Origin of the sequence: Pseudomonas sp. PA-7-1E (assembly GCF_021605325.1) — a bacterium.
In the GTDB taxonomy this organism is placed as follows: domain Bacteria; phylum Pseudomonadota; class Gammaproteobacteria; order Pseudomonadales; family Pseudomonadaceae; genus Aquipseudomonas; species Aquipseudomonas fluorescens_BV.
On record NZ_WKFA01000001.1, the window covers coordinates 184,688 to 200,689 of the forward strand.

Consider the following 16,002-nt stretch of genomic DNA (forward strand, 5'->3'; position numbering starts at 1 on the left):
CTTACCTTAGGAGCACAGCATGACTAACAAAATCATCCTTGCACTCGAAGCAGAGCAGATGACCAAAGAGATCCCTACCTTTGCCCCGGGCGACACCATTGTCGTTCAGGTGAAAGTGAAGGAAGGCGACCGTTCGCGTCTGCAAGCGTTCGAAGGCGTGGTAATCGCCAAGCGTAACCGTGGTGTGAACAGTGCTTTCACTGTTCGTAAAATCTCCAACGGTGTTGGCGTAGAGCGTACTTTCCAGACCTACAGCCCGCAAATCGACAGCATGGCCGTCAAGCGTCGCGGTGACGTACGTAAAGCCAAGCTGTACTACCTGCGTGACCTGTCCGGTAAAGCAGCTCGCATCAAGGAAAAACTGGCTTAAGTCCAGCTTCCCGATGCAGAAAAAAGCAGCCTACGGGCTGCTTTTTTGTGCCTGAAATTTGCCTATACGCCGGTATTGACCCATGACCACCCGCCTCGAAGAAATCCAACGCCGTACCGACCTGTCCGTCACTCACGTGACCAAGGCCGTGTTCCCGCCCACCACCAACCACCACAACACCCTGTTCGGCGGCACCGCCCTGGCATGGATGGACGAAGTGTCGTTCATCACCGCCACGCGTTTCTGTCGCTTACCTTTGGTGACAGTCTCCACCGACCGTATCGACTTCAACCACGCGATCCCGGCCGGCTCTATCGTTGAGCTGATCGGTCGGGTGATCAAGGTCGGCAACACCAGCCTCAAGGTCGAGGTTGAAGTGTTCGTCGAGAGCATGAGCGCTGATGGCCGTGAAAAGGCGATCCAGGGCGTGTTCAGCTTCGTCGCGATTGACGCAGATAAACGCCCTGTCCCGGTACTGCCTGGCTTTGTTGACTGATTACTCGGTGGTGCTGGCCTGCGGTTGAATGACCGCCAGCAAGGTCCAGCCCGCTACAGGCTTCAAATTGCTCTCGGGCGAGACCACATGCACCCAGCCGCTGGTGTCCCGGGCAAACAGCAAGGTAGCCCGCTCGCCGTGCAACGCCTGGTACTGCTCCCAGCCAAAGCCGTCGGTGAGGTTGGTGCTATACAGTTCGGCGCCCTGGCCCAACAGGCTGGCCAGTTTGGTGTAGCTCAAAGGTTGGCTGCCCAGCAAATGGCCACGGTGTTCATGGCTGGCCTTGTGCTTGTCGGTGCGACGGTTTTCCTGGCTGCTGGCCAGGGCGAACAGGCGATGGCCGAAGTCATGGCGAAAACGCATGGTGGCCAAGGCATTCAGTTCGCCAGAAGGCGAGAGCGCGAGCAGATGTCCCAGGCCGACCAGGTCCAGATGGGACTCGGCATGCTGGGAAGCCGGGTTGCCGAAGTACGTAGGCAAGCCTTCCATACGACTGGCGCGGATGTTTTCCCAGCTGGAATCCGTCAGTAACACGCGGCTGCCCAATTGCTGCAACGCTTTACCGAGTGCCCGCGCCGGGCCGTTCGCACCCACGATCAGGAAGCCGCTGGGCGCCGGCTCGGCGACTTTCAGCAGGCGGGCCAAGGGGCGTGCCGTGGCGCTTTGCAGCACCACGGTGCCGATGATCACCGCGAAGGTCAGCGGCACCAGCAACAACGCGCCTTCGTGGCCAGCCTCATCCAGGCGGATCGCAAAGATCGCTGACACCGCCGCCGCCACAATGCCCCGTGGGGCGATCCAGGCCAGCAGCGCGCGCTCGCGCCAGTTCAACCCCGAGCCAAAGGTCGAAAGCGCCACGTTCAACGGGCGTGCAATGAATTGGATGATCAACAGCAGGATCAACACGAACGGGCCCAGGGCGATCATGGCGTTCAGGTCCAGGCGTGCCGCCAGCAGGATAAACAGCCCGGAAATCAGCAACACACTGAGGTTTTCCTTGAAGTGCAGGATGTGTCGTACATCCACGCCTTTCATGTTCGCCATCCACATGCCCATCAGCGTGACCGCCAGCAGGCCGGACTCATGCATCACCTGGTTGGAGGCAATGAAGATGCCCAGCACGCCCGCCAGTGTCGCCAGGTTATGCAGGTATTCCGGCAACCACTGGCGGCGCATGATCTGCCCCAGTACCCAGCCACCGGCGATGCCGAACAGGCTGCCGCAAAGGATAACGCCGCCGAAGGTCAGCAGGCTGTGGCTCAAACCGTCGCCCGATGCACTGGCGATGATGAAGCTATACACCACTACCGCCAGCAGTGCGCCAATCGGGTCGATAACGATGCCTTCCCAGCGCAGGATGTTGGCGATGGAGGCTTTGGGACGCACCACACGCAACATGGGCACGATCACGGTTGGGCCGGTGACCAGTGTCAGGGTGCCGAACAGCAGTGCCAGCATCCAGTCGAAACCCAGCAGCCAGTGGGTGGCCAGGGTGATCACCGCCCAGGTCGAGAGTGCGCCGACGGTGACCAGCCGGTGGACGACGCTGCCGATTTCCTTCCATTCCGACAGGTGCAGGGTCAGGCTGCCCTCAAACAGGATCAGCGCCACTGCCAACGACACCAACGGCATCAACAGAGGGCCGAACATTTCTTGCGGGTCGAGCCATCCGAGTATCGGCCCTGCCAGAATCCCGCTCAGCAGAAGAAACAGAATCGCCGGCAGTTTCAGGCGCCAGGCCAGCCACTGGCAGCCGAGTGCGGCCACGCCAATGCCGCCAAAAGCCAACAAAATCTGTTGTTCGTTCATTAAAGCTTCCTGTTCCTTGAAATAGCGGGCTATGAAAGACTAATGGCTCTTGTCACAGTTCCTTAAATAATACGCGTATTGCCTTGTGCTAAGTCGCTTGAGTGCCCATGCCTGCCATTGACCATCCCCTGATCGACCGCTTCCTCGACGCCCTCTGGTTGGAAAAAGGCCTGTCGGACAACACACGCCAGGCCTACCGCAGCGACCTGGCGCTGTTCAACGGCTGGCTGCAGGAGAAAAACCTCGAACTGATCAATGCCGGGCGCGAGTTGATCCTCGATCACCTGGCCTGGCGCCTGGAGCAGAACTACAAACCGCGCTCCACTGCGCGATTCCTCTCCGGCGTGCGTGGCTTTTATCGCTACCTGCTGCGGGAAAAACTCATTGCCGTCGACCCGACCCTGCAAATCGACATGCCGCAACTCGGCAGGCCGTTGCCCAAATCCTTGTCGGAAGCCGACGTCGATGCCCTGCTCGCGGCCCCGGACCTGAGCGAGGCCATCGGCCAGCGCGACCGTGCCATGCTGGAGGTGCTGTATGCCTGCGGCCTGCGCGTCACCGAACTGATCAGCCTGACCCTGGAGCAGGTCAACCTGCGCCAGGGCGTGTTGCGCGTGATGGGCAAGGGCAGCAAGGAGCGGCTGGTGCCGATGGGCGAGGAGGCGATTGTGTGGGTCGAGCGCTACATGCGCGATGCGCGCCACGAGCTGCTTGGGGGGCGCCCCAGCGACGTGCTGTTTCCCAGCCAGCGCGGCGAGCAGATGACCCGCCAGACCTTCTGGCACCGCATCAAGCACCAGGCCAAGGTGGCCGGGATCGGCAAAGCGCTGTCACCCCACACCTTGCGCCATGCGTTCGCCACCCATTTGCTCAACCACGGTGCGGATTTGCGCGTGGTGCAAATGCTGCTTGGGCACAGCGACTTATCCACAACCCAGATCTACACCCATGTGGCACGCGCACGTTTGCAGGACATGCACGCCAAGCACCACCCGCGCGGATAAAACCGTCAGAAATGGCCCATTTTAGCTGTCGCGGTCTGCCCTCCCGCCCAACTGTGGTAGGCTTTGCCGGTTCGCAAAGGGGACGGCACCCGTTGTGTTCCAGATCAGTATTCTGCTCCCGTCCCTGCCTCTGCCTTCAGGAGTTCCCATGCGCTTGACCCAGATTATTGCCGCCGCAGCCATTGCGTTGGTTTCCACCTTTGCGGTCGCCGATGATGCGGCCGAGCAAACCATTCGCAAGAGCCTGGCCAACCTGGCGCTCGACACGCCTATCGAAAGCATCAGCGCCAGCCCCATGGCCGGCCTGTATGAAGTCAAGCTCAAGGGCAGCCGTGTGCTGTACGCCAGCGCCGATGGCCAGTACATCGTGCAGGGCTACCTGTTCCAGCTCAAGGACGGCAAGCCGGTCAACCTGACCGAGAAGGCCGAGCGCCTGGGCGTGTCGAAGCTGATCAACGGTATCCCGGTGGCTGAAACCGTGGTGTACCCCGCCATTGGCGAGACCAAGACCCACATCACCGTGTTCACCGACACCACGTGCCCGTACTGCCACAAGCTGCACGCTGAAATCCCGGCACTGAACAAGTTGGGCGTGGAAGTGCGCTACGTCGCCTTCCCGCGCCAGGGCCTGGGTTCGCCGGGTGACGAGCAGTTGCAGGCGGTGTGGTGCTCGGCCGACAAGAAAGCGGCCATGGACAAGATGGTCGACGGCAAGGAAATCAAATCGGCCAAATGCGCCAACCCGGTTTCCAAGCAGTTCGCCCTGGGCCAGTCCATTGGTGTGAACGGTACACCGGCCATCGTTTTGGCCGACGGCCAGGTGATTCCGGGCTACCAGCCGGCGCCGCAAGTTGCCAAACTGGCACTGGGTGCCAAGTAAGCATTTATCGTTGAGCCTTTGACGATCATGGCCCGCCGAACCGTCGGCGAGTCATTAATTGAGAGCCGCAGTTGTGCGGCTGTTTTCACGGCCGACCTAGCGTCGGCCGTTTCATGGGGAGTTCTTCAGTGAAACCGGTCAAAGTAGGCATCTGTGGGTTAGGGACCGTCGGTGGCGGTACCTTCAACGTACTTCAGCGTAACGCTGAAGAAATTTCCCGCCGCGCAGGTCGCGGGATTGAAGTGGCGCAGATTGCCACGCGTTCGCCAAAGCCTCAGTTCGAAACGACCGGTATTGCGATTACCAACGATGTGTTCGCCGTAGCCACCAACCCTGAGATCGATATCGTTATCGAGCTGGTAGGCGGCTACACCGTGGCCCGCGAGCTGGTGCTCAAGGCCATCGAGAACGGCAAGCACGTGGTCACCGCCAACAAGGCGCTGATCGCCGTGCACGGCAACGAGATCTTCGCCAAGGCCCGCGAGAAGGGCGTGATCGTAGCGTTCGAAGCCGCGGTGGCCGGTGGTATCCCGGTGATCAAGGCGATCCGTGAAGGCCTGTCCGCCAACCGCATCAACTGGGTAGCCGGCATCATCAACGGCACCGGTAACTTCATCCTCACCGAAATGCGCGAGAAGGGCCGTACCTTCGAAGACGTGCTGGCCGAAGCCCAGGCCCTGGGTTACGCCGAAGCCGACCCGACGTTCGACGTGGAAGGCATCGACGCCGCCCACAAGCTGACCATCCTGGCCTCCATCGCCTTTGGTATCCCGCTGCAGTTCGACAAGGCCTACACCGAAGGCATCACCAAGCTGACCACCGCCGACGTCAACTACGCCGAAGCCCTGGGCTACCGTATCAAGCACCTGGGCGTGGCGCGCAGCACCCCGGCGGGCATCGAGTTGCGGGTTCACCCGACGCTGATCCCGGCCGACCGCCTGATCGCCAACGTCAATGGTGTGATGAACGCGGTGATGGTCAACGGCGACGCCGCCGGTTCTACCTTGTTCTACGGCGCCGGTGCCGGCATGGAGCCGACCGCGTCGTCGGTGATCGCCGACTTGGTGGACGTGGTTCGCGCCATGACCAGCGACCCGGAAAATCGCGTGCCGCACCTGGCCTTTCAGCCGGACTCGCTGTCGGCCCACCCGATCCTGCCGATCGAAGCCTGCGAAAGTGCCTACTACCTGCGCATCCAGGCCCAGGACCATCCAGGCGTGTTGGCCCAGGTAGCTAGCATCCTGTCGGAGCGCGGTATCAACATCGAGTCGATCATGCAGAAGGAAGTCGAGGAGCAAAACGGCCAGGTGCCGATGATCCTGCTGACCCACCGCGTGCTCGAACAGCACATCAACGATGCCATCCATGCCCTCGAAGCCCTGCAAGGCGTGGTCGGCCCGGTGGTGCGCATTCGCGTCGAGCACTTGAACTAACCGATTTGTTCCAGGGGCCCCGTCCATTCGGCGGCCCCTGTTCGAGAATGTTTTAGAGGAGCCAGTCATGCGTTACATCAGCACCCGCGGCCAGGCACCGGCCCTGAATTTCGAAGACGTTCTGCTGGCAGGCCTTGCCACCGACGGCGGCCTGTATGTGCCGGAAAACCTGCCACGCTTCACCCAGGAAGAAATCGCCTCCTGGGCCGGCCTGCCGTATCACGAGCTGGCTTTCCGAGTGATGCGCCCGTTCGTGACCGGCAGCATTCCGGATGCGGACTTCAAGAAGATTCTGGAAGAAACCTATGGCGTGTTTTCCCACAACGCCATCGCGCCCCTGCGCCAACTGAACGGCAATGAGTGGGTACTGGAGTTGTTCCACGGCCCGACCCTGGCGTTCAAGGACTTCGCCCTGCAACTGCTCGGTCGCCTGCTCGACTACGTGCTGGAAAAACGTGGCGAGCGCGTGGTGATCATCGGTGCTACCTCCGGCGATACCGGCTCGGCGGCCATCGAAGGGTGCAAGCACTGCGAAAACGTCGACATCTTCATCCTGCACCCGCACAAGCGCGTGTCGGAAGTGCAACGTCGGCAGATGACCACCATCTTTGGTGAGAACATTCATAACATCGCCATCGAAGGCAACTTCGATGACTGCCAGGAAATGGTCAAGAACAGCTTCGCTGACCAGAGCTTCCTCAAGGGTACGCGCCTGGTGGCGGTCAACTCGATCAACTGGGCGCGGATCATGGCCCAGATCGTCTACTACTTCCACGCTTCGCTGCAGTTGGGTGGCCCGGCGCGTTCGGTGTCGTTCTCGGTGCCGACCGGCAACTTCGGCGACATTTTTGCCGGTTACCTGGCGCGCAACATGGGCCTGCCGATCAACCAGTTGATCGTCGCCACCAACCGCAACGACATCCTGCATCGCTTCATGAGCGGCAACCAGTATGTGAAGGAAACCCTGCACGCCACGCTGTCGCCGTCCATGGACATCATGGTGTCGTCGAACTTCGAGCGCCTGCTGTTCGACATGCACGGTCGTAACGGCGCAGCCCTGGCCGAGTTGATGAACAGCTTCAAGCAAGGTGGCGGTTTCAGCGTCGAGCAAGAGCGCTGGACCGAAACCCGCAAGCTGTTCGATTCCCTGGCCGTGGACGATGCGCAGACCTGCGAAACCATCGCGCAGGTCTATGCCGAGACCGGCGAAGTGCTCGACCCGCACACGGCTATCGGCGTGAAAGCCGCCCGCGAATGCCGCCGCAGCCTGGATATTCCAATGGTGATCCTCGGTACCGCGCACCCGGTCAAGTTCCCGGAAGCGGTCGAGAAAGCCGGCATTGGCAAGGCGCTGGAACTGCCGGAGCATTTGACCGACCTGTTCGAGCGCGAAGAGCGCTGCACGGTGTTGGCCAACGACCTGAAGGCGGTGCAGGCGTTCGTCAGCCAGCATGGCAATCGGGGCAAGCCGCTCTAATCAAGAATGGGGTAGCGGGTTTGTGTGGGAGCTGGCTTGCCTGCGATGCAGGCGCCTCGGTACGACTGAATACCGAGGCGTCTGCATCGCGGGCAAGCCCGGCTCCCACATTCAGCTAACTCACCCGCTGACCATGAGGCGGATATCAGGCTGCTACAGGTATGCATTCAGCTTTTTTGCAGTCGGCCAAGCCCGTCCTCGTGACGGGCTTTTTCATTCTGGCGAGCCATACTTGCCCAGTCGCCCAATCAAGGAAACCCAACCGGTGCAGGTTTTGATCCAATGGACGTTGAAGCTGGTGTGCCTGTTTTGGCTCATCCAGGTGCCCATGAGCCTGGCCGCCGTCAGCCTGCCGTTCAAACTGGTGCCGGCGTTTATCCCGCTTGAACCTATGCCGCTGGCGCCGACGGAGCAGCAGTGGTTGGCGGCGCATCGGACACTCAAAGTGGGCATCTCGATAGATGACTACCAGCCGATCGATATCACCCGCGACCGCAATCGCTACCAGGGCATCAGCGCCGATTATTTGAGCCTGGTTGGCGCGCGGCTGGGTGTGCCCATGCAAGTGCTGGGCTTTTCCGAGCGCGCCCAGGCGGTTGAAGCCCTGCGCAACGGCACCATCGACATTCTCACCAGTGCCAATGGTTACGAGCGTGACGTACCCGGCCTGCAATTCACCCCGGACTACATGCCCGACCGCTCGGTGGTGGTGCTGCGTCGCGACGATACCCAAGGCGACGATCTGGCCGGCAAGAAGCTGGTGTTGCTCGACGGCTACGCCAACGTGCAGAAGGTGCACGCGGCGTATCCCGACAGCCACATCATGCTCGCCCCCAACCTCTACAGCGGCCTCGAAGCCTTGAAGCAAGGTGACGTCGATGCGTTTATCGGCAACGAAGTGATTGTGCGCGCCTATAAATCGCTGCGGCCTTACCTGGGGTTGCAGATCAAGGAGCAGAGCCGGCTGGCGCCCATCGGTTTTGCCTTCGCCACCCGCCAGGCAGATCCGTTGTTGGGGGCCATGATGAATCGCGCGCTGGCAAGCCTCGACGAGTCGGTGCAGCGTGAAATCCTCGCGCGCTGGACCACCGGGCTCGGCGTCGGTATCAGTGGTGAGCGCATTGCGTTGTCGGCGTCGCAACAGGCCTGGGTGCGCGAGCATCCCCATGTCGTGGTGGTGGCCCAGCAGATGTCTCCGTACATATTCAAGGATAAGGATGGCCACTGGGTTGGCTTGAATGTGGATTTGTTGCATCGCATCACGCGCATGACCGGTTTGCAATTTATCTTTGAAGAGGTGCACTCCACCGCGCAAACCCTGGAATGGCTGGAAACAGGCAGGGCGCAGATGAACACGACCCTGGCCGTTAACCGCGAGCGCAGCACAGTGCTCAACTTCAGCCATGGCTATGGTGGGTCCGGCTGGGTGTTTGTCGAGCGTGCCGATGCCGCGCCGCTCACCGGCTTGAAGCAGTTGGACGGCAAGGTGCTGGCGCTGCCGGCACGTCATGTATTGGAAAATGATATTCGCCATGCGCATCCGAACATCACGTTGCGCCTGGTGGACAATTACAACCAGGCCCGTGAGCTGGTACGACGGGGCGAGGCGGCCGCTACCATTCAAACTGAAGTGGAAGTGCAGAGTTACCCGGAAGATGGCCTGCGTATCGGCCGCAGTGTCGATGGCAAGTGGTCGTCCAACTGCCTGTCGGTGCGCAAGGACCAGCCTGAGCTGCTGAGCATTCTGAACAAGGCCCTGGAGGCGCTGCCGGTGGCTGAGTTGAGTGCCTTGCGCTTGCGTTGGATCGGTGCCGTGGCGATTCCGCTGCCGGCCTGGCAACGGGTACCGCCATGGGCCTATTGGACGGTGGCCACGGCGCTGCTGTTTGTGTTGGTGTCGCTGGTGTGGAACAGCCGGCTCAAGCGCCAGATTCACCAACGGCTGGAGGCCGAGCAACGGCTCAATGACCAGTTGGCGTTCAAGCGCGCACTGCTCGACGGCATGCCCAACCCGCTGTTCGTCCGCGACCTGGACGGGCGCCTGGTGACCTGCAATAAAAGTTATGAACAGCAATTGGCGACCCGGCTGGAGCTGATCCAGGGCCTGACGCTGATGGAGAGCAAGGTCGTGCCCGACGCCACAGCGGCGCGGCTGCACGAAGGCCACATGGAGCAATTGGCCACGCAGCAGCCGTTGTTTGTCGACCGGCAATTGGAGCTCAACGGCGGCAGTTATCACGTCTACCAGTGGACCGTGCCTTTTTTTGATGCCCAGGGCCGTCTGCAGGGATTGTTGGGCGGTTGGATCGATATCAACGAACGCAAAGACCTGGAGCGCCAGTTGATGGACGCTCGCCAGGCCGCCGACGAAGCGAACTACGCCAAAAGTGCATTTCTCTCGGCCTTGAGCCACGAGATTCGCACCCCCATGACTGCCATCATTGGCTTGCTCGAACTGGAGCAAGAGCGTTGTCTGGCAAGCGGCCAGCCGGTTTCCGAGGCGCTGCAGGTGGCCCATCGTTCGGCGCGCGAGCTGATTGCGCTGATGGGCGACAGCCTGGACTTGGCCAAGATCGAAGCCGGCCACCTGCAACTGGCGCCACAGACCACTGAGTTGAAGCGCTTTTTCGAGGGTATCCAGAGCCTGTTCGAAGCCACGGCGCAAAAGAAAGGCCTGCATCTGACCCTGGCGTTTGATCCGGCTGCTCAGGGTTATTACTGGTTCGACCCGCTGCGGTTACGCCAGGTGATGCACAACCTGTTGGGCAATGCGCTCAAGTTTACCGAGCGGGGCGGGGTTCACCTCAGCGTGACCTGCCAACGGGATGAGACCGATAGCGAATACCTGCACCTGTGCGTCAAGGACAGCGGCCCAGGCATCAGCGCCGAGCAACAGCCGCGGGTGTTCAAGCCGTTTACCCAAGTGAGCGCCCTGACCGCTGCGCAACACGGCGGCACCGGTCTGGGCCTGAGTATCTGCAAGCAACTGGTGGAATTGATGGGCGGGAGCATTCACCTCGACAGCGTGGTGGGCGAGGGGACGGTGGTGTGCATTGACCTGCGCTTGGACCGGGTCAGCACCGATGATGTGCCGGCAACGCCCACCGCGACGTTGTCACCGACGGGGCGTAGCCTGTCGGTACTGGTGGTGGATGATTTGGCGGCCAACCGCCTGGTGCTGGCGCAGCAGTTGCAGTTCCTCGGTCATCAAGTGGTCGCTCTGGAGTCGGCCGAGGCCGCGTTGCAATGCTGGCGTGAGCAGCGTTTTGACGTGTTGGTCACCGATTGCCAGATGCCCGGCATGTCCGGTTATGCCTTGAGTGCGGCGATACGGCGCCTCGAAGCCGAGGAGCAACGGCCTCGTAGCGCGCTGGTGGGTTGCACCGCGAACGCCATGAAAGATGAACAACGCCGCTGCGAGGACGCCGGTATGGATGAGCTGCTGGTCAAGCCGGTGACCCTGGAACACTGGACCCAAGTGCTGGCCCGCGTGGCGCCCCAGCGTTCGTTCGATATCCAGGCCCTGCGCACCATGACCCAGGCCGATGGCCCGGTGCTGCAAAGCATGTTGCAGGAACTGGCCAAGAGCCTGGACCACGAACACGAGGTATTGGCGGGAGCCCTGGCCGAGCGCGACGTGGCACGCTTGAATGCATCGCTGCACCGGCTCAAGGGCATTTGCTCGCTGGTGGACGCACTGCCACTGGCCAAGGCCTGTGTCGCCCTTGAGCAATGCGCCCGAGAGCAGCGCGGCGCCGAGCTTGAAGAACCCTGGTTGCGCTTGTCCGAGGTGCTCAAGGCGTTTCGTCGCGACCTGCTACCCTATCTGGATGCCTGACACCTTAATGCCGATCAGCTAAGCGAACGCAATGCTCAAGGCAACGACGATCAAATGTGGGAGCTGGCTTGCCTGCGATAGCGGTAGTGCAGTAACAGATGTAGTGACTGACACACCGCCTTCGCAGGCAAGCCCCACAGGAGATCTGCGCTTGACCGACAAGGCTTGCCCCTCCCACATTTAAGCAAGCTTTTAGGACACGTCCTATGGGGTACACCACAGCATGTGGCTACTGTGCAGCACTTTCCCTGTACCGACATCCCTACCCATGCGATCCCTGAACGTCCTGATCCTCGAAGACAACCCGTTTCAACTGATGGCTCTGCACCAGATGCTCAATGCCAACGGCGTGTTCAATGTACGGGCCGCGGAAACGGTTGAAACCGCCCGCCAGTCTCTGGACAGCAAAGGCCCGGTGGATATCGCCATCTGCGATTTGTACCTGGAGCAGGGCGATGGCCTGGAATTGATCCGCGAGTTGGCGGAACGCCGCCTGGCCCAAGTATTGATCCTGCTCAGCAACGCCGAGCCCGACGTGCTAGAAGGTGTGGCGAACATGGCCTGCCAATTGGGGCTCAAGGTCTTGGCGTGTTTGCCCAAGCCGGCTTCGGCCAAGTTGATCGGGCAACTACTGAGCGATTGCCAGGTTCATTTTCGCCCGGGGCCACCGGTGCTGTCCTGGGAGCGCGTGCGCCAACTGTTGGGCTTGAGCGAGCGAGAACAACTGCCGCCCTCGGCGGACGTCAGTCAGGCGACTATCGCAGCCTGTGGCAGGGTCTGGTACCAGCCCATCGTCAGTCAGGCCGGTGTGTTGCAAGGGGTGGAGGCGCTGGCGCGTTGGCAGTTGCCGGACGGTGAGCTGTTGCTGCCTGACGAGTTTCTGCCGGTACTGGAGTTTGCCGGCATGGAAGAGGCGTTTACCTGGCACGTGCTGGAGCAGGCGCTTGGCCTGGCGAACCAGGTGATGGGCGAAAGCGGCCAGGTGCTGCCAGTGGCCGTGAACATCCCCGGGCGCATGCTGGAGCGCGAGCACTTTCCCCAGGTGCTGCAAGGTCTGCTGCAGTTGCACGGTGTACCCGCCCATAGCCTGACGCTGGAGCTGGTGGAAACCTCGACCTTGAAAACCGACAGCGCCCATGTCACCGGCTTGCTGCGCTTGCGCATGTTGGGTTGCCAGTTGTCCATCGGCGACTTCGGCACGGGCGGCACCAGCCTGCAGCATTTGCTGGAACTGCCTTTTACCGAGCTGAAAATTCCCCCGGCGTTTGCCTGCGGGATGGCCAATGATGACCGCAAGGCCGCTGTGGTGGCGGGCGCCATGAGCATGGCAGCGCGCCTGGACGTTGCCGTGGTGGTCACCGGCGTGGAAACCGCCGCCGACTATCACGCTGTGGGCGAACTGGGCGCGGCGTGGCTGCAAGGCTGCTTTATCGCCCGGCCGATGGACGCCGCGGCGCTCAAGCAATGGATTGCGTTCCAGGCTAGGCCAGCCCGTGTTCCTGCACGTAAATAAACAGGGCTGCATCGTTGGCCAGCCCCAGCTTGCGCATGGCGCTGACTTTTTGCGCGCTGACGGTCTGCTTGCTGCGATGCAGGTGCGCGGCGATCTCGCCCACCGTCATGCCACTGGCCAACAGGCGAATCACCTCCAGTTCCCGGGGTGACAGGTGCTCCTGGGAATGCAGGCGATCAGCGCCGACTTCCCCGGCCAGGCTCAGCGCCTGGCGGATGGTCTGGGCCACATAGGTGCGTTGTTGGCGCACCTGGCGGATCGCCTGGGGCAGCTCATCGGCCAGGCTGGCCTTGCTCAGCAGGCCCATCACACCCAATGCCAGGATGGAATGAAACAACCCGGCATTGTTGAGCATGGTCACCACCACAATGGGCAGGTGCGGATAGTGCCGGCGCAGTTGCTCGATCAAGCGCAGCCCGTCGGCTTGGGGCTCGACGGGCATCATGAAGTCGGTCACCACCACATCGCAGGCACAGTGTTGCAACAACGCACTGAGGGCCTGGGGGGAATTGGCCTCGCCGACGATGCTGATATGCGGGTCACGTTCGAGCACGGCGCGCAGGCCAATCAGGAAAATCGGGTGATCGTCGGCAATCACGATACGCAAGGGCGGTTCAGACGCAGCTCTCAAGGCAGGCTCCCGGGACAATCCAGGGATTCTAGCCTGTGCGCCGTTGTTTTTTCTCTGTCATCTTTTCCGTGCATGCTCGTTTTCCTCAGGCAGTGGATTACACAAAAGGTAGAACTTTCTGCTTTGAGCACGGGTCACTTGAATGTCAGCCTCTTCGTGACATTTTTGTTTTTCGAACCTTTTTCGAATGATTGAGTGGTGATCGAGATGGAAAGTATCAACCTATTGCTCAGCCAAGCACTGAGCCCTTATCAGGTTACGCTGACCTCTGCCGGTATGCGCGACGACTGCCTGGTAACCGTGAAGAACCCCGGTGGCGCCATCGTGGTTGAACGTGAAGTCGATCGTGCGCAATTGAGCGACAAGCGCGCGCTGGTGGATGTGGTGGATTGCCTGCTCCGCGACCTGAAAATCGCCGAAGGGCGCCTGGAACCTTCAGTCATCGCTGCCTTGCGCAACGCCTCCCAAACCCGTGGCGGCGCACTGGCATGAAACATTATTTTTCTTCGGAACCTTCCTACAAGGTGGTCAGTCAGAGTTTGTAACAGCAAGAGCAGGCATTGTGCTCCGGTGTTTGTCGCTTGCTGTGCGGGTCTTTTTGTAGACCACGTTTAACCCCGAGTTGTCTCCCCACTGCTCGGGGTTTCTTTTTGCCTGGGATTTGTCAGATCGCGCCATCCTCGCGCAGGCGAGTGATAGCCGCCGCGTCGTAGCCCAGGGCATTGAGCACCAGGCTGTTGTGTTCACCCAGTTGCGGGCCGACCCATTCGCAACTGCCCGGTGTGTCCGAGAGCTTGGGCACGATGCCGGGCATCTTGAAATCCTTGCCGCCCGGCAACTGCGCCTTGAGGAACATTTCCCGGGCCAGGAATTGCGGGTCGCCCAGCATGTCTTCGGCGCTGTAGATGCGGCTGGCGGGTACCTCGGCTTTATTCAGATGTTCAATCACCTGGTCGAGCGACAGCGAATTGACCCAGCGATCAATCACGCCGTACAGCTCGTCGCGGCGAGCGTCACGCCCGTCATTGCTGGCCAGTGCAGGGTCGTTCGCCAGGTCGTCACGGCCGATCACCCGCATGAAGCGCTTGAAGATCGCATCGCCATTGGCGCCGATCTGCACATGCTTGCCGTCTGCGGTGGTGTGGATCGAGGACGGGGTGATGCCAGGCATGATGTTGCCGGTGCGCTCACGGATAAACCCGAACACATCGAACTCGGGGATCATGCTTTCCATCATGGCGAAGATGGCTTCATACAGCGCCACATCCACCACTTGGCCCAGGCCGCCGTTGACTTCGCGGTGACGCAGCGCCATCAGCGCGCCGATCACTGCCCACAACGCGGCAATCGAGTCGCCGATGGAGATACCGGTGCGCACGGGCGGGCGGTCCTCGAAGCCGGTGATATAGCGCAAGCCGCCCATGGACTCGCCCACCGCGCCAAACCCCGGCTGGTCCTTCATCGGGCCCGTCTGGCCGAAGCCCGAGAGGCGCACCATCACCAACTTGGGGTTGAGGGCGTGCAGGGTTTCCCAGCTCAGGCCGAGTTTCTCCAGCACGCCTGGGCGGAAGTTTTCGATCAGGATGTCGGCGTCGGCCAACAGTTGCTTGAGGATCGCCAGCCCCTCAGGGTGCTTGAGGTTGAGCGTCAGCGACTGCTTGTTGCGCGCCTGCACGAACCACCACAGCGAAGTACCTTCATACAGCTTGCGCCATTTGCGCAGCGGGTCGCCGCCGTCCGGGGATTCGACCTTGATCACCTCGGCGCCGAATTCAGCGCAAATGCGTGAGGCAAACGGGCCGGCGATCAGGGTGCCCAGTTCGATGACTTTCAGGCCGGCAAGTGGTTTGGCATTAAGCGACATGGGGATCCTTACGAGCGCGGGACGATGATGTCCTGCTTTTTAACATAGGCGAGCCGCGCGGATGCAGCGCAGTATTCGTTCAATGCCCTCGCCATCGGTTAGACTGGCCGCCTTTCCTTGTCTTTAGAAGCCCGTTCATGGCCCAGCCGTCCACGACCTACAAATTCGAACTCAACCTCACCGACCTCGACCGCTCGGTGTACGAGAGCGTCAAACAGACCATCGCCCGCCACCCTTCGGAAACCGAAGAGCGCATGACCGTGCGCCTGCTGGCCTACGCCCTCTGGTACAACGAGCAATTGGCGTTCGGGCGTGGCCTGTCGGATGTGGACGAACCGGCCCTTTGGGAAAAGAGCCTGGATGATCGGGTTTTGCACTGGATCGAAGTCGGCCAGCCGGATGCCGACCGCCTGACCTGGTGCTCGCGCCGCACCGAACGCACCAGCCTGCTGGCCTATGGCAGCCTGCGCGTGTGGGAAGGCAAGGTGGTGCCGGTGGCCAACAACCTGAAAAACGTGCACATCGCTGCCGTGCCCCAGGAAGTCTTGGAGACCCTGGCCAAGGACATGCCGCGGGTGATCAAGTGGGACGTGATGATCAGCGAAGGCACGATCTTTGTGACCGATGACCGTGGCCAGCATGAAGTGCAACTGCAATGGCTGGTCGGCGAGCGCGGTTGAAAAGGTG

At 61.1% G+C, this 16,002-nt stretch carries 13 protein-coding genes; 10 read left to right on the forward strand and 3 right to left on the reverse strand.

Annotation, left to right across the window (positions count from 1 at the left end; translation table 11 throughout):
• Window positions 1-19 precede the first annotated feature (19 nt).
• Both rplS and GIW79_RS00890 read left to right on the forward strand, forming a co-directional pair.
• Window positions 20-370, forward strand: a complete 351-nt coding sequence (rplS, locus tag GIW79_RS00885) for a 50S ribosomal protein L19 (RefSeq protein ID WP_003175895.1) — start codon at window positions 20-22, stop codon at window positions 368-370.
• Window positions 371-452: 82 nt separating this feature from the next.
• Complete coding sequence (locus GIW79_RS00890) at window positions 453-866, forward strand: acyl-CoA thioesterase (protein WP_003193963.1); 414 nt, start codon at window positions 453-455, stop codon at window positions 864-866.
• Here GIW79_RS00890 and GIW79_RS00895 read toward each other — a convergent pair whose 3' ends face one another.
• Window positions 867-2,675: a cation:proton antiporter gene (locus GIW79_RS00895; protein WP_034128639.1), complete on the reverse strand. Its 1,809-nt coding sequence runs from the start codon at window positions 2,673-2,675 to the stop codon at window positions 867-869.
• A gap of 107 nt (window positions 2,676-2,782) precedes the next feature.
• Between GIW79_RS00895 and xerD the strand changes: the two genes are divergently transcribed.
• From xerD to GIW79_RS00925, 6 genes are all read left to right on the forward strand, one after another.
• Window positions 2,783-3,679, forward strand: a complete 897-nt coding sequence (gene xerD, locus GIW79_RS00900) for a site-specific tyrosine recombinase XerD (protein WP_020301360.1) — start codon at window positions 2,783-2,785, stop codon at window positions 3,677-3,679.
• Between the two features lie 148 nt (window positions 3,680-3,827).
• On the forward strand, window positions 3,828-4,559 hold the full coding sequence (locus GIW79_RS00905) for a thioredoxin fold domain-containing protein (RefSeq protein ID WP_005791088.1): 732 nt from the start codon (window positions 3,828-3,830) through the stop codon (window positions 4,557-4,559).
• 128 nt (window positions 4,560-4,687) lie between these two features.
• Window positions 4,688-5,992, forward strand: a complete 1,305-nt coding sequence (locus GIW79_RS00910) for a homoserine dehydrogenase (protein WP_003193959.1) — start codon at window positions 4,688-4,690, stop codon at window positions 5,990-5,992.
• 67 nt (window positions 5,993-6,059) lie between these two features.
• A complete protein-coding gene (gene thrC, locus GIW79_RS00915) occupies window positions 6,060-7,469 on the forward strand; it encodes a threonine synthase (protein ID WP_003193958.1) in 1,410 nt (469 codons plus the stop codon).
• Window positions 7,470-7,734: 265 nt separating this feature from the next.
• Window positions 7,735-11,307 carry a transporter substrate-binding domain-containing protein gene (locus tag GIW79_RS00920; protein ID WP_236452688.1) on the forward strand — a complete coding sequence of 1,191 codons (3,573 nt, stop codon included), beginning with the start codon at window positions 7,735-7,737 and terminating at the stop codon, window positions 11,305-11,307.
• 268 nt (window positions 11,308-11,575) lie between these two features.
• Window positions 11,576-12,820, forward strand: coding sequence for an EAL domain-containing response regulator (locus GIW79_RS00925; protein WP_054897674.1), 1,245 nt, complete (start codon window positions 11,576-11,578; stop codon window positions 12,818-12,820).
• On the opposite strand, the gene GIW79_RS00930 is transcribed toward GIW79_RS00925, so the two are convergent.
• A complete protein-coding gene (locus GIW79_RS00930) occupies window positions 12,789-13,451 on the reverse strand; it encodes a response regulator transcription factor (protein ID WP_034128635.1) in 663 nt (220 codons plus the stop codon). The two genes, GIW79_RS00925 and GIW79_RS00930, sit on opposite strands and share 32 nt — an antisense overlap.
• Window positions 13,452-13,658: 207 nt before the next feature.
• Here GIW79_RS00930 and GIW79_RS00935 point away from each other — a divergent pair, with 207 nt between their 5' ends.
• On the forward strand, window positions 13,659-13,943 hold the full coding sequence (locus GIW79_RS00935) for a DUF3509 domain-containing protein (RefSeq protein ID WP_020301357.1): 285 nt from the start codon (window positions 13,659-13,661) through the stop codon (window positions 13,941-13,943).
• A 172-nt stretch (window positions 13,944-14,115) separates the two neighbouring features.
• Here GIW79_RS00935 and GIW79_RS00940 read toward each other — a convergent pair whose 3' ends face one another.
• Window positions 14,116-15,315, reverse strand: a complete 1,200-nt coding sequence (locus GIW79_RS00940) for a CaiB/BaiF CoA transferase family protein (RefSeq protein ID WP_072435087.1) — start codon at window positions 15,313-15,315, stop codon at window positions 14,116-14,118.
• Window positions 15,316-15,452: 137 nt separating this feature from the next.
• Between GIW79_RS00940 and GIW79_RS00945 the strand changes: the two genes are divergently transcribed.
• Window positions 15,453-15,995 carry a YaeQ family protein gene (locus GIW79_RS00945; protein WP_003193952.1) on the forward strand — a complete coding sequence of 181 codons (543 nt, stop codon included), beginning with the start codon at window positions 15,453-15,455 and terminating at the stop codon, window positions 15,993-15,995.
• Window positions 15,996-16,002: the final 7 nt, after the last annotated feature.